The following is a 20,150-nucleotide window of genomic DNA, read 5'->3' on the forward strand; positions in this document are numbered from 1 at the left end:
AAATCGCTCGGTGACAAGCCATCGCGAAAGGACATCGTTGAACCTTCTCAAGGGCGCGTTGCCCCTCCTCGCCGCCGCCGCCCTTGCCGCGTGCGGATCCACCCAGCCGGCCGCCACGCCGTCGCAGGCCGACGGAGGCACTCTGACCTGGGCGATCGAGACCCAGCCGATCACGTTCAACCCGCACCAGTGGGCACAGAACAAGGCCAGGCTGCTGGTGTTCAACCAGTTCGATCCGCTCATCACGCGCGACAAGTCCGGAAACTTCGTGCCGTGGCTGGCCAAGGCCTGGAAGGCGGACGGGCTCACCTACACCTTCGACCTGCGTGACGACGTGACCTTCCACGACGGCACCCCCTTCGACGCCGCCGCCGTCAAGGCCAACCTCGACCAGTTCGCCGAGCCCGGCTACAACCCGGCCGTCAAGGCCATCCAGCTGCGCGCCTTCGACAGGGCGGAGGTGGTCTCACCCCACACCGTGAAGATCACTCTGAAGGAGCCCGACTCCCTCTTCCTCGACTTCCTCGCCTCGCCGTACGGCGGGCAGGTCTCGCCCACGTCGCTCAAGGCGGCCAAGGACCTCAAGGCCGGCGGCCCCGACCTGGTGGGAACCGGCCCCTTCATCCTCGACAGGTTCACCCCAGGACAGGAGATCCACTACCGCCGCAATCCCGCCTACTTCAAGGGGGCGGCGAGCCTGCGCGAGGTGACCTACCGCGTCCTGCCCGAGGCGGCCGTCAGAGTGGGCGCGCTCACCTCGGGACAGGTGCAGGTCATCGAGGGCGTGCCCGCCACCGAGCTCAACCTGATCAAGCAGGACCCCGAGCTGACCGTGCGGACCGCGCTCAACTCGGGAACCGCCTTCTCCTACTACTTCAACACCTCGCACGCCCCCTTCGACGACCAGCGCGTACGGCAGGCCTTCCGCGAAGCCGTGAACCTGGACGCCGTCCTGACCTCTGTCTACCAGGGGACCGCCACCAGAGCGTGGAGCATCGTCGGCAGGACGAGCCCGTTCTACGACGCCACCCTGGAGAGGACCTACGGCGGCGACCCCGCCAAGGCCAACGCCCTGCTGGACGAGGCGGGCTGGAGGCAGCGCGACGCCGAGGGCTTCAGGGTGAAGGACGGCAAGCGGCTCACCGTGCGGACCGTCGCCGCCGCCCCGTTCGTCAGGGACCGCCGCGACATCCTGGCGCAGGCCGTACAGGCTCAGGTCAAGCAGACCGCGGGCATCGACTTCCAGGTCAGGATCGTGGACCAGGGGAGCGCGCAGAAGGCCGTCGACGAGGACCAGTACGAGGTCTTCGAGAACTCCCGCGGCGACTCCGACGCGGGCGCCGCCCTCAACCTCATCCTGCCGGGCAAGGGCGCGATCAACCGCACCCGCTACGCCGACCCGGAGGTGGACGCGTGGCTGGCCAAGGCCTCGGCCACCTCGGACCGGGCCGAGCGCGCCGAGCTGTACGCCAAGGTGCAGCAGCGGGTGGTCGCGGAGAAGGCGATCGTCTTCCCGATCTACGTGCCCGCCGACCAGATCGCCGCGAGCAAGAGTGTGACGGGGCTCGGCTTCGACCCGGTCTCCGGCACCCCGAAGAGCGCCTACGACGTGCGGATCGGCACATGAGACGGCTGCTCGGCGGCCTGGTCGTGCTCTGGGCCGCGGCGACCGCCGCCTACCTGGCGCTGCTGGTGGCACCCGGCGACGTCGTGGACATCCTCGTCGGCGACGGCGCCGACACCCCGCAGATCAGGGCCGAGATCATCCGCGAGTGGGGGCTCGACCGGCCCGAGATCGTGCAGTACGTCGCCTACCTCGGCAGGCTCGTCCAGGGCGATCTCGGCCGCTCCTACCTGCTCCACCGCGACGTCGGCGCGGTCCTGGCCGACCAGCTGGGACCGACAGTGGAGCTGATGCTCGCCGCGGGCGGCGTGGGCGTGACGCTGGCCGTCGTCGTCGCGGTCGCCACCGCGGGCAGGGGCAGGTGGATCCGCTCGGTCGTCGACGCCTTCCAGTTGGTGTCGGTGTCGGTGCCGCCGTTCCTCATCGGCATCCTGCTGCTGTTCGTCTTCTCCTTCTCCCTCGGCTGGTTCCCCGTGTCGGGCGCGAAGGACGCCTCCGCGCTCGTGCTGCCCGCGCTCACGCTGGGCCTGCCGATCGCAGGAGTGCTCGGCCAGGTGCTGAGGGAGGGCCTCGAACGGGCGCTGGAGCAGCCGTTCGCGGTGACCGCCAGAGCGCGGGGGCTGACCGAACGGGCGCTGGTCGTCAGGCACGCCCTCAGGCACGCGCTGCTCCCCGCCGTCACACTGGCCGGCTGGCTCACCGGCGGCCTGCTCGGTGGCGCGATCATCACCGAGGCGCTGTACGGCAGGCCCGGCCTCGGCCAGGTCACGCTGAACGCCGTCACGGGACAGGACCTGCCCGTCGTCATGGCGGTCGTCGTGCTGTCGGCCGCCGTCTACGTCGCGATCAGCACGCTGCTCGACCTGGCCTACCGGCTGATCGACCCCAGGCTGAGGAGCGCGTGATGGCCAGAGCGTTCCTCGTGCTGCTCGTGGTGGCCGTCGCCGTGCCGGGCCTGCTGGCAGGCGCGGACCCGCTGGCCGCCGACCCGCTGAACGCGCTGGCCCCGCCCGGCTCCGAGCACTGGTTCGGCAGCGACCACCTCGGCAGGGACGTGCTGTCCAGAGTCGTGTACGGCGCACGCCACTCCCTCAGCATCGGCGTCGCCGCCACGGGCATCGCGGTGGCGGCGGGCGTGCTGCTCGGCCTGGCGGCGGGGTTGTCGCCCACGTGGGTCGACGAGGCGCTCGCCCGATCCTTCGACGTGCTGTCCACGCTTCCCGAGCTGCTGTTCGCCCTGCTCATCATCGCGATCATCGGCCCTGGCACCGGCAACGTGATCTTCGCGATCGCCGTCGCCCAGATCCCCACCTACGCCCGCGTGATCCGCGCGCAGACCTTCGTCGTCAGGCGCGCGGGCTACGTCGAGCAGGCCGTCACCTTCGGCAGGCCCCGCCTGAGGATCGTCGCGGGGCACGTGCTGCCGAACGTGCTCGCGCCCATCCCCGTGCTGGCCACCATCGGCCTGGGCACGGCCGTCATCGCGGCCTCGGGGCTCAGCTTCCTCGGCATGGGACCCCAGCCGCCCGCCGCCGAGTGGGGCGCGATGCTGTCGGAGGCCCGCAACTACCTGCGCGTCGCCTGGTGGGCGGCGTTCTTCCCCGGAGTCGCGATCACCCTGACCGTCGTCTGCCTGACCGTGATCGGCCGGCGCCTGCAGCGCCGCTTCGAAGGGAGGACCCCGTGAGCCTGGTCAACGTCGAGGGCCTGCGCGTCGGCTTCGACGGCGTCGAGGTCGTGCACGACGTCTCGCTGTCGCTGGCCCCCGGCGAGTGCGTGGCCATCGTGGGCGAGTCGGGCTCGGGCAAGAGCGTCACCGCGCGGTCGCTGCTGGGCCTGGCGGGTCCAGGCTCCACGGTCGAGGCCGAGCTGTTCGAGATCGACGGCAGGGACGCGCTCGCCTTCGGCCGGCAGGAGTGGCGGCGGCTGCGCGGCCGCTTCGCGGGGCTCGTGCTGCAGGACGCGCTCGTCTCGCTCGACCCGCTGCGCACGGTAGGGGCGGAGGTGGCAGAGGTGCTGAGGGTCCACGACGTCGTGCCGCGCGCCCGCCGTACCGAGAGGGTCCTCGACCTGCTGGAGCAGGTCGGCATCCCCGACCCGGCCGCCAGGATCGGCCAGCGTCCGCACCAGCTGTCGGGCGGGCTGCGCCAGCGGGTGCTGATCGCCTCCGCCATCGCCGCCGAACCCGCTCTGATCATCGCCGACGAGCCCACCACCGCGCTCGACGTCACCGTCCAGGCGCAGATCCTGCGCCTGCTCGCCGAGCGCAAGGCGGCGGGCACCGCGCTGCTGCTCATCAGCCACGATCTCGCCGTCGTCTCCTCCCTCGCCGACCGCGTCCTGGTCATGAAGGACGGCCGCCTGGCCGGCGAGGGCGCCGGCCTCGCCCCGCCCCCGCACGCCGTCAGCCGTCCCGCGCCCGACTACGCCGCCCCCGTCCTGACCGCGTCCAACCTGTCCCTGCGGTACGGCTCCCGCCACGCCCTCGACGACGTCTCGCTCACCCTGCACAGGGGCGAGACCGTCGGCGTCGTCGGCGAGTCGGGCTCGGGCAAGACCACGCTCGCCAGGCTCCTGCTCGGCCTGGCCGAACCCGACACCGGCCGGATCGCCCTGCACGGACGGCAGTGGAGCCACCTGCCCGAACGCGCGAGACGGCCGTGGCGCTCGACGATCCAGATCGTCTCGCAGAGCCCCCTCGACTCCTTCGACCCCCGCCACACCGTCGGCAGGCTCCTCGCCGAACCCCTCGCCGACCTGCCCGGGCCCGAACGCGAGCCCCGGGCGCTCGACCTGCTGGAGCGCGTCGGCCTGCCCGCGACCGTCGCCGACCGGCACCCCAGGCAGCTGTCCGGCGGCCAGCGGCAGCGCGTCGCCATCGCGAGGGCGCTGGCCAACCGGCCCGACGTGCTCGTCTGCGACGAGCCGGTCAGCGCCCTCGACGTCTCCATCCAGGCCCAGGTGCTCGACCTGCTCGCCGACCTCCAGACCGAGTACGGCACCGCGATGGTCTTCGTCTCCCACGACCTCGGCGTCGTCCACCGGCTGGCCGACAGGGTGATGGTCATGAAGGAAGGACGGGTGGTGGAGGAGGGGGAGGCCGACGAGGTGTTCCTCAGGCCGCGCCACCCCTACACGGAGGAACTGGTCGCGGCCGTGCCGGGGCTGCCTATCGGCTGAACGCCGCGGCGCGGATGCCCCGCCGTACCAGCGCGGGAAGGCACAGCGCGGTGCCGAAGGCGCCGATCCACACCGCGGCCGACAGCCCGGCCAGCGCGGTGACACCGGCGGCCAGGAGCGCGCCGAGCGACATCGCGCCCCAGGTCAGGAAGCGGTGCACCGCGCCGACCCTGCCGAGCAGTTCGGCGGGGGAGGCCGTGTGCCGCAACGTCAGCGAGGTGGGGCCGAACGCGCCCTCGCCCACGCAGTGCACGATGCTGCCCGCCACCAGCCCGATCGCGCCGACCTGCGCGCCGAGGACCGGCATGGACAGGATGCCTGCCACCGACAGCGCCGCCGCGCCGACCAGCGTGCGCGGCGCGCCGAACCTGCGCACCAGCCGCGCCGAGACCAGGTTGCCGATCGGGAAGCCCGCGGCGGCCGCGCCGAGCACCACGCCGATCCACTGCGGCGACAGGCCGAGCACGTCACGGCAGTAGAGTACCAGGCTCGTCTCCACCATCGACAGGAACAGCACGTAGGTGGTGCCGCACGCGATGATCGGCTCCAGCAGCGGATGCCCGGCCACGAAGCGCAGGCCCTCCACGATGTCCTTACGCAGCCAGCCGCGCTCGCGGGCGGCCGCCTGCCGTACCGGCTCCCTGTGCTTGATCAGTGCCAGCGACAGCACCGAGGCCACGAAGCTGACCACGTTGGCGGCGATCGCGCCGACCACGCCGAGCGCGTGGATCAGCGGGCCCGCGACCATCGGGCCCACCGCGTTGGCGCTCGACTCCGACAGCGCCAGCCGGGCGTTGCCGGTGTGCAGGCGCTCGGGGTCGTGGATCAGAGTGGGCAGATAGGAGGAGTAGGCCACCTGGAAGAAGACCACCGCGCACCCGCTCAGCAGCACCAGCGCGAGCAGCAGGGGGAAGGTCAGCGACCCGGTGGCGAGCAACACCCACACCGCGCCGAACGCGACCACCTGCACGCCGTCGCAGACCAGCATCACCGTCCGGCGCGGCAGCCGGTCGACGATCGCCCCCGCGGGCAGGCCGAGCGGAAGAAAAGGAAGGAACAGCGCGAAGGGCAACAACGCCGCCTGTGCGGGCGAGACCTCCAGCGCGGTCACGGCCACCAGCGGCAGCGCCAGCTTCATGAACTGGTCGCCGAACAGGGAGAGCGACTGCCCGGCCCAGAGCAGGCCGAAGTCGCGGCGCACACGATCGATACGAAGGAACACGATGTCGTAGCCTGCTGCCCCGGTGGGCTGCCCGGCTGGCGGGATTCGGACGACGCGTTTACGAGGTCCGGATCCCGCTACCGAGCTCGGCCCTCGTGGGCAGGCCCTGCCAGTCGCTCGCGCTGGTCACCGCGGCGGCGCCGAGCATGGTGCCCCTGGCCAGCCGCTCCTGCGGGGTCAGCTCGTCGAGCAGGGCGCTGAGATATCCGGCGACGAACGCCTCACCGGCGCCCATGGTGTCGACGACGGGCACCGACAGCGCGGGCGCGTCGTAGCGCACCCCGCCCGAGCGCACACTGGCGCCCTTCGCGCCGCGCGTGACGACGACCTCCCTGTCGGCGGTGAGAGCGGGCTTGACCAGGTCGAGCTCGTCCTGTCTGACGAAGAGGACCGAGCTCCTCCTGGCCAGCGCGCCCAGCACCTCCTCGGCCTCGCTCAGCGAAGGCCACAGGGCGGGCCGGTAGTCGACCGCCATCGACACGGGCACGCCCGCGGTCATGGCGGCGCCGACCGCGGTCTCGACCGCGTCGCGGGGGTCGAGGCCGAGCGCGGGGGTGACCCCCGTGACGTGCAGCAGGCGGGAGGCGGCGATCCTGTCGATGGGGACATTCCCCGGCGACAGCCGCGAACCCGCCGACCTGATGCGGTAGTCGGTGAGGCGGGGGTCGTGGCCGACCCTCGACTCCTTCAGCAACAACCCCGTGGGCGCGGTGCCGTCCTCGCGTATGTCCGAAACGTCCACACCCTCGCCGCGCAGCACCGTGGTGATCCTCGCACCCAGCTCGTCGGCGCCCACCTTGCCCAGGAAGCTCACCCGGTGGCCCAGCCTGGCCAGCGCGATCGCCAGGGTGAACTCGGGGCCGCCCACGTCGAGTCTGGCCTCACTGTCGTGGCGAACCCTGCCACTGGACACCACTCCGAGGGCTTCGCCCATCGTGTAGACGTCGCTCATGTGACGAACCCTACAGAGTTATGAATTTTCACATCAGAACCGCAGGTCGCACGCATGGGGGTTTTATGATCAAAACTTTCTCTCATCTTGAGCCAACCTTTTCTCGTTATGGTGCCTCTAAGTGGTAGAGGGGGTCGGGCAATCCCGAGCTTGACCCCATCGAAACGGGGAGAGGAATCAGCACCCTCATGAAGAAGATCGCAGCAGGCCTCATCGCCGCCACCATGGGTGGCGCTCTGCTTGTCACCGGCGGTACCGCCGCCCAGGCGCGCACCGCGCTGGACGTGCAGATCCAGGACATCCAGCCCGAGCCCGTCGTCGTCACCAAGGGTGGCGAGACGACGGCCACGTTCTTCGTCGAGGCCACGAAGGACGCCAAGGTCGAGCTCAGGGTCGAGCCGGTCAGCAACATCCGGACGTTCGCGGCCAAGAACGTCAACGTCATCCCCGATGGCGCCAACTGGAAGTTCACGGTCCCCTTCTCTTCCGGCGACGAGGGCAAGTGGCGGGCCATCGCCACCGCCACCAAGGGCAGCGAGACCGACCGCGACAAGGCCACCTTCGAGGTCGAGGTCAAGGGCGGCAAGGCCGACACCCGCATCACCAGCTTCAGGGCCAACCCTGACCCGGTGAAGAAGGGGCGCACCATCTGGTTCTCCGGCCGCCTGCAGGCGGACGACGAGGGCTGGGACGGCCTGAGCGACGGCGAGGTCGAGATCTACTTCCGCGCCAGCGGTTCCAGCGGCTGGAAGTACGTCACGAGCGCCGACACCCGCTGGGGCGGCAAGTTCTCCGCCAGGACCCGCGCGTCGAAGAGCGGCACGTTCAAGGCCGTCTACGAAGGTGACGACGACAACAACGGTTCGGAGAGCCGCACCGACTGGGTCCGCGTCTACAGCTGGCACCGCTAAGCACCACTGAGAAAGCCGGTTCGCGTTCGCGCGGACCGGCTTTTTCGCGTCTTCGCGCCTGTGTCTCCGAACCACGCCAGGCGCGGGAGAACGTGGGCTCCTACCTGCGGTAAGTGCCCGCCGGGATGCGTGACAGCCGGGGGCCTGGGTAACGCCCTCAGTATGGAGCAGTTGAAGGACTTCGACCCTTTCGACATCTTCGACGCCGAGGCGACCAGGCTCGACAGGTTCTTCGCCGCGCTCGACGAGGAAGGGTGGAACCGGCCGACTCGCTGTGAAGGGTGGTCGGTGCGTGACGTGCTGGCGCACCTGGCGGGGGAGGAGCTCTACAACCACGCCTGCCTCGACGGCGACCTGGACGGTTTCTTCGCCATGGTCGAGCGGGAGGGCGTCAAAGGATTCGACCAGTTCAACGAGTGGTGCGTGCGCGGGCGCCGCGGGCTGCCCGTCGAGCAGGTGCTGGAGGAGTGGCGGGTCAAGAACGGCGAGACGCGCGAGCGGATGCGCGCGCTCGGTCGCGAGGGCGTCCTGCAGACGTCTGCGGGGCCCTACCCGGCGGACATGCAGACCTGGCACTACGACTCCGAGTACGCCACGCACGCCGACGACGTCGGCGCGCCCGTCCCGGAGCGGGAACTCGACCAGCGGACCTGGTGGCGGCTGCAGCTGGCCAGGCACGTGCTGGCCGAGCAGGGCTCGAAGGCGCAGGTGGAGGTGATGGCCGACCATGTGTGGGTGTACGCGGACGGGGGCAGCGCGAGCATGTCGTTCCCCTCGTTCGTCGAGGCCACGGTGGACAGGACCACCCCCGACCACGAGGTCGACCCGAGGATCGCCACGGCGCTGCGCTGCCTGGCGTGAGAGGAGCAGGAGAGGAGGCGGACATGTGGCAGCGGCACCCTGACGGCTCCGAGCCGGTCAACGCGCACAGCGCGCTACGGGTCCGGAAGATCATGTCTGCGATCGCGCTGCCGGTCGCCCTCGTCGGGGCGATCTGCTTCGCGGTTCTCGCGGTGCGTTCGGGCCGGGAGGTCTGGTGGTGGGAGACGGCCATCGCGGCGGCGGTGGCCGTGTTCGCCGCCGTCGACCTGGGCGTGCTGCACTACAGGACGCGCCGCTGACCGTCGGGCTCGTGTCCCGTCGCCCTGCGGAGGGCGGCGGCCAGCGCGGCGGCGGAGAAGGCGGGAAGCACGGCGGCCAGATGTCCATCCGGCCTGACCAGATGGACACTGTCGGTCGCCGCGCCGAGCAGCGCCGTGTCCACGCCCAGGTCGGTCAGCGCGACCACCTCGACGGGCGCGACCCCGGCCACGGCCGAGCCCGCCGCCGCGACCCTGTCCTTCCGCGCCACCAGCACCACGAAACCCGCGCCGAAGCGCTGCCGTAGCCGCCCGCCCCGCACCCGCGCGTCGGGACAGATCACGCCGGGCACCGGCGGCCGCGCCGCCCCCGGTTCGGCCGGCACCGGCACCGAGGAGCGGGTGGTCAGCGGGGAGTCGACGTACCAGTACGGCTCGGCCAGCTTCCCCGAGTCGATCGACCGGCGCGCCTCGGGATCATCGACGGCCCGCTCCAGCACCCGCCTGCGCCACTCCCACTGCTCGGGGCTCTGCGGGACGAGGAACTCCATCGTCTTCGCCGTCACCGCCAGGTTGACCAGCGCGGCCGCCCGCCGTTCGAGCTCGTAGGAGTCCAGCAGCGCGGCGGGCGCGCCCTGCCGTACCAGGGCCAGCTTCCACGCGAGGTTCTCCGCGTCCTGCAGGCCGGAGTTCAGGCCGCGCGCCCCGAAGGGCGCGAACAGGTGGGCGGCGTCGCCGGCCACGAACACCCGGCCCCGCCCGAACGCGGCGGCCACCCGCGAGTGGAACCGGTAGACCGTCAACCAGACGATCTCGTACGGCAGGCTGCCGGTGATCCGCCTGATCATCGCGTCGAGGTCGGCCGTGCCCGGATCGAAGCCCGGCGGCACCTGCCAGTCGATCCGCCACACCGAGTCGGGACACTGGTGGACGAGCACCTGCCGTCCAGGGTTCCACGGCGGGTCGAAGTAGAAGCGCCGCTCGCTGGGGAACGGCAGCGACGCCTTGATGTCGCAGATCAGGAACAGGTCGGCGAACGACCGCCCGGGGAAGTCGATCCCCGCCAGCCTGCGCACGGCACTGCGCGGACCGTCCGCCCCGACCAGGTGCGTGCCGCGGACGGGACCCTCGCGCGTGAGGACCTCCACGCCGTCCTCGTCCTCGCGGTAGCCGATCACCGCGCTGCCGTACCTGAGGTCGACGCGCGGCTCGGCGGCGACGCGGGCGCACAGCAGCTCCTCCACCCGCGCCTGCGAGATGTTGATCCACGGCGGCACCTCCGCCCTGGAGAAGGTCACCGAGAACAGCTCGTGCTCGCGGAAGTAGGTCCGCCCCGTGGTCCAGGTGACGCCCTCGGAGAGCATCGGGGCCGCGACGCCCACCCGGTCGAGGATGTCGAGCACGTCGCGCTGGAAGCAGATCGCCTTCGAGCCCGACGGGTCGCGGCGCGCCGCCGCCTCCAGCACCACCGTCGGCACCCGCCACCTCGCCAGCAGCAGCGCGGTGGCCAACCCGACAGGGCCGGCCCCCGCGATCACGACTGGAGCTGGTCCCATACCGTCCTGTCCCGTTCCGCCGTCCAGATGACGGGCCGTTCGACGCCGTCGAGCTCGTCCCAGAGCCTGGAGACGTTGAACGGCAGGCAGTGCTCGAAGATTGGCCACCTGCCGTAGCGCGGCTCCAGCGCGGCGTGGGCGGCCTCGAACGCCTCCTTCAGCGTGCCCGCCCGCCGGTGAACCTCGCCGACCTCCCGCAGCATCACCTCGAGGAAGTCGCGGGTCTGCCCGATCGCCGCCCCCACGTCTCGCGTGACCGCGCCCCGACCGCCGATCAGCGTCTCGGCGCCGAGCGCGGCGACCCGGTCCAGCGTGATGGTCGACCACTCGCGGTGGAAGGCGTCACCGGTGTAGAGGGCCGCCCGCGCCTCGACCAGGTCGCCGGCGAACAGGATCCGCTCGTCCGGCAGCCACGCCACGATGTCGCCCTCGGTGTGGCCCCTGCCTACGTGCCTCAGCTCCAGGAACCTGCCGCTGCCCAGGTCGATCCTGACCTCGTCGGTGAACGTGAGCGTCGGCCTGGTCAGGCCGGGGATCGAGTCAGGGTCCTTGAACAGGCGCGGCATCCTGCCGTACTCCGACTCCCAGTCCTGCAGGCCGCGCTCCTCGATGAGGAACCTGGTGTTCTCGTGCGCGACGATCACGTCCGCGCCGAACGCCGACGCGCCCAGGACCCTGACGGCGTGGTAGTGCGACAGGACCAGGTAGCGGATCGGCTTGTCGGTGTGCTCGCGCAGCCGCTCCAGCCAGCGCAGGGCGGCGGTGGGAGTGGCCGTGGCCTCGAAGCAGACCAGGAAGTCGTCGGCCTCGATCGCGCCGACGTTCGGGTCGCCCTCGGCGGTGAGCGCGTACACGCCCTCGCCGACGATCTCCAGGGTCTGTGTCTTGTCGGCCAGGTCGGCGGATGAGGCGAACGCGCGCATACCCGGATCTCTACCCGCGTTCTCCCGTACGGCACGCACGGGACGGGCCCGCCTCCTCCCCAGAGAACGGGCGTGCCACGGGAGAGATCCGGGCGGCGGATCCTCCCGGGGAGAGCGCGCCGGCGGCCTGGGGGATCGACGGCCGGGCCCTCCCCGGGAGAGTTCTGGTGGTCGGGGTCGGGGGTGGGGTGGGGAGGTGCGGGCCAGGGACGAGCCCTGGCCCGCACGTGCCCCCGGCTAGTTGATGGTGATGGTGAACGTCGACGTCGTGTTCCTGACGTCGGTGTGGTTATCGCTGAACCGCAGCCCGTTGAACGTCACCGACCCCACCACGGGGCCCTGGTCGGGCTCGGGCAGCTCGTTCGCCCACAGCCCGAACCCGGACTTGGCGTCGAAGGCGTCCCCGCTCTTCCGCGCCCCGGAGATCGAGATGTTCGTCAGCACCGTGTCAGTGATCGGGTTGACCGGCCGCCCGCCGATGTACTGGGTCTGGAACATGATCCCGGAGTACGTCGGATCCACGATGTCCACGTTGCTGATCCTGATCCCCTGGAACACCTTGGAAGCGGAGAACAGCCAGATCGCGGGGAACGTCTGGTTGCCCCAGAAGTGCCCGCCCGACCTGACGATCGAGATGTTCTCCAGCCGCGTCGGCCTGGTGCCGAAGCCGCGCATCGCGATCCCGAAGTCGAGCGAGCTGATCGTGGCCCCGGAGTAGGTGAGCATGTCGGCGATGTAGATGTTCCTGAAGACGTTGTCCGACCCGCCGTACACCGCGATGCCCGCGGCCCGCCAGGTGAGCGTCGCCGTCAGGTTCTCGTACACGTTGCCGACCGTGTCGGCGTTGTGGATGTCGATCGCGTTGAACATCGCGAAGCTGTCATCGCCCGTGGCGCGCGCCTCGACGTTCCTGACCGTGTTGTTCGTGCTGCCGTTGGTCAGGTTGACGCCGTCGGCGAACGTGTCGCGGATCCGCGAGTTCGTGACGGTGACGTTGTGGATGTTGGTGCCCCACAGCATGCACATCTGGTGCTCCACCCAGATGGTGTCCATGGTGATGTCGGAGACGCCGGTGAGGTTGAAGACCTTGCCAGGCCCGTCGTTGCGCGAGGTGTAGTTGCCGAAGGAGGCGAACCCGCTGAAGGAGGAGCCGTTGGCCGAGCTCTGCACGTCGAACCCGACGTCGGTGTTCTCCTGCCCCGATGGCGAGAGGAACCTGGTGAACCACGGCCCCGCGCCGACGACCTTGACCGCCTTGCCGTACACCTGAAACTTCTGCGCCGTCGAGTAGCCGCCGGCGGGCAGGTAGACGCCCACGAGGTTGGCGTCCTGGCGCACCTTGTCGAGCGCGTTCTGCACGTCCTGGTGGGTGAATCCCGCCGGTACGGCGTAGCGCGCGGGGTCGGGGTTGGCGACGGGGGTGGCCTGCTCCAGGTTGATGAAGTCGATCGCGAACGTGCCGCCGTTCGCCGCGTCCTTCTGCAGCTTGATCTTGCGGCCGGGCCCGACTGTCGTGCCGAGCATGACGTTGGCCTCGTCGTAGATGTGGCGCGGCGCTCCCGCGCCCGGCGAGTTGCTCGGGCCGGCCTCGGCGCCGTACAGCCACGCGTACTTCGAGGTCAGGTTGATCGCCTTGAGGAAGGTGCCGTCGACGTAGATGTTCAGCGTCGAGTTGGTGCCGTCGGGGATGGAGAAGCGGGTGACCAGCGTGTTGGCCGCCGCCTTGGTGGTGAACTCGACGGACGAGCCGGTCGAGTTGAGCGTGACCGCCCTGCGGCCTGACGCCTCGCCGGCCAGGTCGCCGATCGTCCTGTTCGGGCCGACGACCTGCGCGCCGCCGCCGAGCGTGCCGTCCTCCGCCTCGTACATGTCGTACGGCAGGCTCGCGCCGCGCCCCACGAACAGCGGCTCCGTCGTGGTGTTGTTGGCCCGCTTGACCGGCAGCTCGTTGGCGTCGTCGGCGATGACGGTCCTGATCGTGTACTTCCCGTCGGCCGCCGTCCACGTGCCCAGGTTCACAGGGGCGGCCGTGGCGCCCGCGTTGACGACGCCGTTGTGGGCGCCGGTGAGGGTCCGCACAACGGTGCCTGCCTCGTTGGCGATGGTCAGCGTGATGCCGTGGGCGCCCGAGGCGGAGGCCTGGTTGCCCTGGTTCTTGATCGCGACGGTGAAGGTGACGGTGTCGCCCCTCGCCGGGTTGCCAGGGGTCCAGCCGACGGGCGAGGCCAGCAGGTCGGCGCTGTCGACGGGCCTGACGACCAGCGAGGTGGGGTGGTTGTAGGCGTTGTTCGTCTCGTCCTGCTCGATGACGGAGTTGGCCTCGTCGACCTTGGCCGATACGGCGTACGTGCCTGCCGTACGGGTGCCGATGTTTGCCGAGACGGTGGTGGAGGCGCCCGCGGCGAGCGCGCCGACGGCGGCGGTGCCGACCTTGGTCGTGCCGAGGTAGAGGTTGACGTTCGTGGCGGCCGACGACTGGGTGCCGACGTTCTTGACGGTGGCCGACAGCGTGATGGCGTCGCTCTCCACCGGGGAGGCCGGGGAGATCGTCATGCCGGTGATCGTCAGGTCGGGGTTGGGCGCGGGAACGCCGTTGACCTGGAACTCGGCGACCTGGCCGTTCGGGGCGCCGGTGTTGGAGGTGATGGACAGCCGCACGTCGGCGGCCCTGCCGCTGACGGGGATCGTCACCGTGTTGCCGCTGGACGGGTTGAACGTGTACGTCGCCGACGACACCAGGTTCGTGAAGGAGGAGCCGCCCTGGTCCCTGCCGAGCACCTGGATCGTCTGGGTACGGGTGCCCCACGCGCTGTCCGGGTTGAGCTTGAGCACCACCGAGCTGAGGTCGGCGTTCGAGCCGAGCTGCACGGTCAGCGTGTTCGGGTAGCCGCCGCCGCCCTCCCAGTAGGTGGTGAGGCTGCCGTCGTTGGCGTTCGCCGGGGCGTAGATCCAGGTGGATCCCGAGGCGGTGATCGGCTTGCCCTGGGCCAGGTTCGTGCCGCCGCCGCCCGATCCCGTGCGGGTCACGGTGTTGCTGCCGGCGGACTGGTTACCGGCGGCGTCCTTGGCCTTGACGTGGTAGGAGACGGTGGCACTGGCGGGCTGGTTGTCGGTGTAGGTCAGGACGTTTCCCGCGACGCTGCCGCGAAGGGCGTTGTTGGCGTAGATGTCATAGCCGGTCACGCCCACGTTGTCGGCCGACGCCTGCCAGGTGAGCCTGATCTGCCCGGACGACGGCTCGGTGTAGGCCAGGTCGCCGGGCGCGGTCGGGGCCTGCGTGTCGGGTCCCGTGACGGGGCCGTACACCTCGAGCTCGCTCAGTTGTCCCGCGGGCCAGCCGGTGTTCGCGGTGAACGTCACCCGCAGGTACCGCGTGCTGGTCTGCGCGAAGTCGACGGTGGCCGTCGGGTTGAACGTGCGGGCCGCCGACGCGGAGAGCGTGCTGAAGGCCGACCCGTTCGTGCTGCCCTGCACGGTCAGCGTCTGGCTACGGCTCGGCCAGCCGTTCGGCAGCTTGAGCACGACCTGGTCGACGGTGACGGCCGAGCCGAGGTCGACCTGGATCCATTGCGGGAAGGCGTTGTTCGCGCTCTCCCAGTAGGTGGCCTGGTTGCCGTCGTTGGCGTTGCTCGCGGAGTAGACGTCGGTGTGGCTGCTCTCGGACATCTGCTTGCCCGCGGCGAGGTTGGGCCCTGCGGACCAGGCAGGGGTCGCGAGGCCGAGGACCGCTAGCGATAAGGCGGCGAGTAACGCGAGAGTGCGTCTCATGTGGGGGCGGCCTTTCGTCATGGGGGGAGTGGCTGCACCATAAGATGACGAACAGCTACCTGCAATATTTCGACTGCTTTTCGCAAATCCATGACGCACCCATGGGACCGGTCCCATGGCATGTCGGCGCAGATGGGCCTGCAAGGAGATGTGTTCAGATCTCTTCATGCGAACGCAAGCGAAGCTGCAAGCATTTGCAATGACTTACGCGGATCGGCGTATAGTTTGCGCATGACGCGACGACTGGCAGAGGTGGCCAAGAAGGTCGGGGTGAGCGAGGCCACCGTGAGCCGGGTGCTGAACGGCAAGCCCGGGGTCTCGGAGGCGACCCGCGAAGCCGTGCTGACCGCACTCGACGTGCTCGGCTACGAGCGTCCCACTCAGCTGCGCGGCGACCGCGCCCGCCTGGTCGGCCTGGTCCTGCCCGAGCTGCAGAACCCGATCTTCCCGGCCTTCGCCGAGGTGGTCGGCGGCGCGCTGGCCCAGCAGGGCTTCACCAGCGTCCTGTGCACCAGGACCGTCGGCGGCGTCTCCGAGGCCGACTACGTCGACCTGCTCCTGCAACAGCAGGTGTCCGGCGTCGTCTTCGCCGGAGGCCTGTACGCCCAGGGCGACGCCTCGCACGAGCACTACGAGCTCATCCTCGAACGCAAACTCCCGACCGTGCTGGTCAACGCCGCCGTCGAGCACCTGGGCTTCCCCCAGGTCTCCTCCGACGACGCCGTCGCCGCCGAGATGGCGCTCGGCCACCTGCGCGCGCTCGGCCACGAACGCATCGGCATGGTGCTCGGGCCCAAGGACCACATGCCGTCCAGGCGCAAGCTGGAGGCCTTCCTGGCGCGGGGCGGCGACTACGACCTGGTCGAGTTCACGATGTTCTCGCTGGAGGGCGGCCACGCGGCCGCGACCAGGCTGCTGCGCAAGGGCGTCACCGGCGTCATCTGCGCGAGCGACCTGCTCGCGCTCGGCACGATCAGGGCGGCCAGGCGGACGGGTCGCGACGTGCCCTCCGACCTGTCGGTGATCGGGTACGACGACTCGGCGCTGATGACCTGCACCGATCCGCCGCTTACCACCGTCCGTCAGCCGATCGACGCGATGGGGCGGGCGGCCGTCGACCTGCTCGTGGCGTTGATCGACAAGGCGGTGGTCCCGGCCGACGAGCTGCTGTTCGAGCCCGAACTGGTCGTGAGAGCCTCCACAGCCCGCGTCCACTGACCCGCGCTGCCGGCGAGCTGACCGGGCGAGCCGGCGTCCAACCCGTCCGCCGCGCCCGCCGTCCCGCGCGCACGGCGTCGTCCAGCGCCCGCATGGTCTCCTCGAGAGGCGGGCGGGTGGCCGCCGCGCTGTTCGGGTCGGTGCCGTCGCGCGAGCGGGGTGGGCGAGCTCCCGTACGGAGACCGTCCGTCATCTCGCGGTAAATCGAGGTCAAGCCCGGCGACGTCGGGATCTTTGCTGTTCAGTACGGCTGAGCGGCTGGTGAGCCTCCGCGACACTCCTGTGAACGGCGTCATTCAGTCTTTATATTTCGATCTACTGTCAAAATATTGCAAGGATGTGTCACTGCTGCTTATCGTGTGGGCCTCCTCATCCCCATCAGAAGGGTCCAGACCGATGAGCAGCTCCCGCAGAGCACTCGGCCTGCTGATCGTCACCGGCCTCGGCCTGTCGGTCGCGGCCTGCGGTTCCACGGCCGAAAAGCCCGCGCCCGCGGCAAGCGGGGCGCCCCAGGCCGCGCCCGTCACGATCTCCGTCGGCTGCCAGCCGCCCAAGACCAACCCGCTGCAGCGCAAGGACTGGGAGGACGACGTCGCCGCCTTCCAGAAGCTGCACCCGAACATCACGATCGACAGCAAGGACGGCTTCCCCTGCCACGACGTGAAGACATACGACGCCAAGCTGGCGGGCGGCCAGATGGAGGACGTCTTCTACGGCTACTTCGGCGACGTGCAGACCGCGATCAAGGCGGGCCAGGCGGCCGACATCACCGCCTACGTGGACACGGTCTCCACGCTCAAGGACATCGACCCCAGCGTGATGGCGGCATACACGGTCAACGGCAAGATTTACGGCGTACCGCGCGGAAATTACAAGGTCGGCCTGGTCTACAACCGCAAGCTGTTCACCCAGGCGGGTCTCGACCCCAACACGCCGCCCAAGACCTGGGCGGAGATCCGCGAGGCGGCCAAGAAGATCAGCGCGCTGGGCCCCGGCTACATCGGCTACGGCGAGTACGGCGCGGGCAACACCGGCGGCTGGCACTTCACCCAGTCCATCTACGGCAGGGGCGGCGCCGTCGTCGACGAGACGGGCAAGAAGGCGGCCTTCAACACCCCTGAGGGCAAGGCGGTCCTGCAGAACCTCAAGGACATGCGCTGGACCGACAACAGCATGGGGACCAAGCAGCTCTACCAGTGGGACGACCTCATGCGCCTGATGGGCGCGGGCAAGATGGGCATGATCCTCGGCGCGCCCGACGTCATCACCGAACTGCACGACAACCGCAAGGCCAAGTACGAGGACTTCGGACTCGCCGCCTTCCCCGAGGCCACGGCCACGCTGGGCGGCGGCGACGGCTACATGTTCAACCCCAAGGCCACGCCCGAGCAGATCAAGGCGGGTCTGCTGTGGATGGACTACTACGTGCTGACCCCCGGCAGGGGCCAGTTCGACTACACCCGCCAGAAGGCGACAGGCAGGGCGGTCGGCCTCCCCGACAACAACGTCTGGGGTGACAGCCCGACCGGGCAGAAGCTGCTGGAACTGCGCAAGACCAACGCGACCCTGCCGCTGGAGAACTTCTCCGCGTACGTGGACGGGATGGCCACGGTGCCGCTCAAGCTCGAGCCGCCCATGAACCAGCAGATCTACCAGATCCTCGACACCCCGATGTCGGCCGTGCTCACCAGGCAGGACGCGGACATCGACAAGCTGCTCGCCGAGGCGGAGGCCAAGGTCAACGACGTCCTGAGCAAGTCCACCAGCTGACCCTCGCCTAGCCTGCCGCTCCCGCCCGCTCGCGCGGTCCGAGCCCGGGCCTCGGGTCCCCGCCGTCCCAGGCGGCGGGGACCCAGCAGCCTTGATCCACAGGAGTGACCCCTTGAACGTAGCAAGCATGGGACGAAGGCCCCCGTCCAGGACAGGCAGGGAGGTGAAACGCAACCTCACCGCCTACGGCTTCCTGTGCGCCGCCCTGATCTGCTTCGCCGTCTTCTCGTGGTGGCCGATGATCCGCGAGGTCCTCCTGAGCCTCCAGGAGAACAACTTCGTCGACCCCCCGAAATGGGTCGGCCTCGACAACTTCGCGACGGTCATCGAGGACCCCGCCTTCGCCCAGGCCTGGATCAACACCGCCGCCTTCACCGGTCTGGCCCTGCTGATCGGCTACATCGTCCCCTTCACCGCGGCGATCATCCTCAACGAGCTCCGCCACGCCAAGGCCTACCTGCGGTTCGTGGTCTACCTCCCGGTGATGCTGCCGCCGGCCGTGTCAGTCCTGCTGTTCAAGTGGTTCTACGACCCTGGTCCCGGCCTGTTCAACCAGATCCTCGACTTCTTCCACCTGCCGACGCTCGCCTGGCTCGACTCGACCGACACCGCGCTCATCTCCCTGGTCATCGTCTCCACGTGGATGAACCTCGGCAGCGGCACGCTCATCTACCTGGCCGCCCTGCAGACCATCCCGAGCGAGCTGTACGAGGCGGCGGAGCTCGATGGCGCGGGCCTGTTCAAGCGCATCTGGCACGTCACCATCCCCCAGACCAAGCTGATCCTCCTGGTGATGCTCCTGCTGCAGGTCATCGCGACCATGCAGGTGTTCATCGAGCCGTTCATGCTCACCGGCGGCGGCCCCGAGAACGCCACCGTGACCGTCGCCTACCTGATGTACCAGTACGCGTTCAACTTCGGGAACTTCGGCGGCGGCGGCGCGATGGGCCTGATGCTCATGATCGTGCTCATCGTCTTCTCCGCCGTGTACGTGCGCGTTTCGCGGGAGACCTCATGATCGCCACCGCCGTACGGCACCGCAGGCCCAAGCCACGCAGGCTCATCCAGCGGCGCATCGAGACGCAGTTCCGCACCCTGGTGTCCCCGCACCAGCTCAACACCCGCAAAGGCCGGACGATCTACTGGATTGTGCTGGTGGCGATGGTCGTCGGCTTCACCGCGGTCTTCATGTTCCCGCTGTACTGGATGGTGACGGGCGGGCTCAAGGCCCCCGAGGAACTCGACCAGATCCCGCCCACGCTCATCCCGCGGAAGCCCAGCTTCGACGCCTACATTGAAGCGTGGAACCTGCTCGATCTGGGCCTGCTGCTGAAGAACACCGCCCTCTACGCGGCCGGCGCCTGGCTGTTCACACTGGCGGTCGACGTGTCCGCCGCGTACGCGCTGTCGAAGCTGCGCCCGATGTTCGGCAAGCTGATCACCGGCCTGATGCTGGCCACCTTGATGATCCCGCCTATGGTCCTGATCCTGCCCCTGTACGTGACGGTCGTCGACCTCGACCTGCTCAACACCCCATGGGCGATCTGGCTGCCCGCGGCGGCCAACGGCTTCAACATCTTCCTGCTCAAGCGCTTCTTCGACTCCATCCCGAGAGAGCTCATCGAGGCGGCGGAGATGGACGGCGCGTCGCCCGTGCGGATCCTGTGGTCCATCGTGCTGCCGGTCTCACGGCCCATCCTGGGTGTCGTGTCGATCTTCACCGTCGTCAACGTGTGGCGGGACTTCGTCTACCCGCTGCTCGTGCTGCCCGACACCGATCGCATGACGGTGAGCGTCGCCATCAACTCGCTGTCGCAGACGATGCCGACCAACGCGCTCACCGCCGCCCTGGTGATCGCCAGCATCCCGACGATCGTCATCTTCCTGTTCTTCCAACGGCACATCATGGCGGGCCTCACCGCCGGAAGTCTCAAGGGTTAGGAGCGC

General features: G+C 69.7%; 16 protein-coding genes. 11 read left to right on the forward strand and 5 right to left on the reverse strand.

All coding sequences use genetic code 11. The annotated features are described in order from the left end of the window. Positions 1-37: 37 nt before the first annotated feature. The 4 genes from AB0B45_RS16940 to AB0B45_RS16955 are packed head-to-tail and all read left to right on the forward strand — an operon-like array spanning position 38 to position 4,804. Entirely contained in the window at positions 38-1,627 is a 1,590-nt protein-coding gene (locus AB0B45_RS16940) for an ABC transporter substrate-binding protein (protein WP_358131315.1), read from the forward strand. Further along, entirely contained in the window at positions 1,624-2,529 is a 906-nt protein-coding gene (locus AB0B45_RS16945) for an ABC transporter permease (RefSeq protein ID WP_358131318.1), read from the forward strand. Before AB0B45_RS16940 ends, AB0B45_RS16945 begins: the two co-directional genes overlap by 4 nt. Beyond that, on the forward strand, positions 2,529-3,311 hold the full coding sequence (locus tag AB0B45_RS16950; RefSeq protein ID WP_358131321.1) for an ABC transporter permease: 783 nt from the start codon (positions 2,529-2,531) through the stop codon (positions 3,309-3,311). Before AB0B45_RS16945 ends, AB0B45_RS16950 begins: the two co-directional genes overlap by 1 nt. Continuing rightward, positions 3,308-4,804, forward strand: a complete 1,497-nt coding sequence (locus tag AB0B45_RS16955) for an ABC transporter ATP-binding protein (protein WP_358131324.1) — start codon at positions 3,308-3,310, stop codon at positions 4,802-4,804. Before AB0B45_RS16950 ends, AB0B45_RS16955 begins: the two co-directional genes overlap by 4 nt. Here AB0B45_RS16955 and AB0B45_RS16960 read toward each other — a convergent pair. Together AB0B45_RS16960 and AB0B45_RS16965 are read right to left on the reverse strand one after the other, a co-directional pair. Next, entirely contained in the window at positions 4,794-6,026 is a 1,233-nt protein-coding gene (locus tag AB0B45_RS16960) for an MFS transporter (protein ID WP_358131326.1), read from the reverse strand. The two genes, AB0B45_RS16955 and AB0B45_RS16960, sit on opposite strands and share 11 nt — an antisense overlap. Positions 6,027-6,084: 58 nt before the next feature. Further along, positions 6,085-6,978 (reverse strand): sugar kinase, encoded by an 894-nt coding sequence (locus tag AB0B45_RS16965; protein ID WP_358131329.1) that lies wholly within the window; start codon positions 6,976-6,978, stop codon positions 6,085-6,087. A gap of 188 nt (positions 6,979-7,166) precedes the next feature. Here AB0B45_RS16965 and AB0B45_RS16970 point away from each other — a divergent pair, with 188 nt between their 5' ends. From AB0B45_RS16970 to AB0B45_RS16980, 3 genes are all read left to right on the forward strand, one after another. Further along, positions 7,167-7,889 carry a hypothetical protein gene (locus AB0B45_RS16970; RefSeq protein WP_358131332.1) on the forward strand — a complete coding sequence of 241 codons (723 nt, stop codon included), beginning with the start codon at positions 7,167-7,169 and terminating at the stop codon, positions 7,887-7,889. 162 nt (positions 7,890-8,051) lie between these two features. Next, positions 8,052-8,750, forward strand: a complete 699-nt coding sequence (locus tag AB0B45_RS16975) for a maleylpyruvate isomerase family mycothiol-dependent enzyme (protein WP_358131335.1) — start codon at positions 8,052-8,054, stop codon at positions 8,748-8,750. Then, entirely contained in the window at positions 8,747-9,010 is a 264-nt protein-coding gene (locus tag AB0B45_RS16980) for a DUF6343 family protein (RefSeq protein ID WP_358131337.1), read from the forward strand. The genes AB0B45_RS16975 and AB0B45_RS16980 overlap by 4 nt, the downstream gene beginning before the upstream one ends. On the opposite strand, the gene AB0B45_RS16985 is transcribed toward AB0B45_RS16980, so the two are convergent. The 3 genes from AB0B45_RS16985 to AB0B45_RS16995 all read right to left on the reverse strand — a co-directional run bounded on the left by AB0B45_RS16985 (position 8,992) and on the right by AB0B45_RS16995 (position 15,215). Beyond that, positions 8,992-10,524, reverse strand: coding sequence for an FAD-dependent monooxygenase (locus AB0B45_RS16985; protein WP_358131340.1), 1,533 nt, complete (start codon positions 10,522-10,524; stop codon positions 8,992-8,994). The two genes, AB0B45_RS16980 and AB0B45_RS16985, sit on opposite strands and share 19 nt — an antisense overlap. Then, positions 10,503-11,447, reverse strand: coding sequence for an MBL fold metallo-hydrolase (locus tag AB0B45_RS16990; RefSeq protein ID WP_358131343.1), 945 nt, complete (start codon positions 11,445-11,447; stop codon positions 10,503-10,505). The genes AB0B45_RS16985 and AB0B45_RS16990 overlap by 22 nt, the downstream gene beginning before the upstream one ends. Positions 11,448-11,684: 237 nt before the next feature. After that, on the reverse strand, positions 11,685-15,215 hold the full coding sequence (locus AB0B45_RS16995; RefSeq protein ID WP_358131345.1) for a discoidin domain-containing protein: 3,531 nt from the start codon (positions 15,213-15,215) through the stop codon (positions 11,685-11,687). A gap of 231 nt (positions 15,216-15,446) precedes the next feature. Between AB0B45_RS16995 and AB0B45_RS17000 the strand changes: the two genes are divergently transcribed. From AB0B45_RS17000 to AB0B45_RS17015, 4 genes are all read left to right on the forward strand, one after another. Continuing rightward, on the forward strand, positions 15,447-16,433 hold the full coding sequence (locus AB0B45_RS17000) for a LacI family DNA-binding transcriptional regulator (protein WP_358131348.1): 987 nt from the start codon (positions 15,447-15,449) through the stop codon (positions 16,431-16,433). A gap of 396 nt (positions 16,434-16,829) precedes the next feature. After that, complete coding sequence (locus tag AB0B45_RS17005; protein WP_358131351.1) at positions 16,830-18,203, forward strand: extracellular solute-binding protein; 1,374 nt, start codon at positions 16,830-16,832, stop codon at positions 18,201-18,203. Between the two features lie 163 nt (positions 18,204-18,366). Then, complete coding sequence (locus AB0B45_RS17010; RefSeq protein ID WP_358131353.1) at positions 18,367-19,221, forward strand: sugar ABC transporter permease; 855 nt, start codon at positions 18,367-18,369, stop codon at positions 19,219-19,221. Continuing rightward, a complete protein-coding gene (locus AB0B45_RS17015) occupies positions 19,218-20,144 on the forward strand; it encodes a carbohydrate ABC transporter permease (RefSeq protein ID WP_358131355.1) in 927 nt (308 codons plus the stop codon). The genes AB0B45_RS17010 and AB0B45_RS17015 overlap by 4 nt, the downstream gene beginning before the upstream one ends. Positions 20,145-20,150 lie beyond the last annotated feature (6 nt).

It is taken from the genome of Nonomuraea sp. NPDC049152, assembly GCF_040648355.1.
In the GTDB taxonomy this organism is placed as follows: Bacteria; Actinomycetota; Actinomycetes; order Streptosporangiales; family Streptosporangiaceae; genus Nonomuraea.

Coding starts and splice junctions, on each gene's coding strand:
- AB0B45_RS16990 (WP_358131343.1), bottom strand. CDS start 11,447: ATGCGCGCGTTCGCCTCATCCGCCGACCTGGCCGACAAGACACAGACC.
- AB0B45_RS16995 (WP_358131345.1), bottom strand. CDS start 15,215: ATGAGACGCACTCTCGCGTTACTCGCCGCCTTATCGCTAGCGGTCCTC.
- AB0B45_RS16970 (WP_358131332.1), top strand. CDS start 7,167: ATGAAGAAGATCGCAGCAGGCCTCATCGCCGCCACCATGGGTGGCGCT.
- AB0B45_RS17000 (WP_358131348.1), top strand. CDS start 15,447: ATGACGCGACGACTGGCAGAGGTGGCCAAGAAGGTCGGGGTGAGCGAG.
- AB0B45_RS17015 (WP_358131355.1), top strand. CDS start 19,218: ATGATCGCCACCGCCGTACGGCACCGCAGGCCCAAGCCACGCAGGCTC.
- AB0B45_RS16985 (WP_358131340.1), bottom strand. CDS start 10,524: ATGGGACCAGCTCCAGTCGTGATCGCGGGGGCCGGCCCTGTCGGGTTG.
- AB0B45_RS16965 (WP_358131329.1), bottom strand. CDS start 6,978: ATGAGCGACGTCTACACGATGGGCGAAGCCCTCGGAGTGGTGTCCAGT.
- AB0B45_RS16945 (WP_358131318.1), top strand. CDS start 1,624: ATGAGACGGCTGCTCGGCGGCCTGGTCGTGCTCTGGGCCGCGGCGACC.
- AB0B45_RS16975 (WP_358131335.1), top strand. CDS start 8,052: ATGGAGCAGTTGAAGGACTTCGACCCTTTCGACATCTTCGACGCCGAG.
- AB0B45_RS16950 (WP_358131321.1), top strand. CDS start 2,529: ATGGCCAGAGCGTTCCTCGTGCTGCTCGTGGTGGCCGTCGCCGTGCCG.
- AB0B45_RS17005 (WP_358131351.1), top strand. CDS start 16,830: ATGAGCAGCTCCCGCAGAGCACTCGGCCTGCTGATCGTCACCGGCCTC.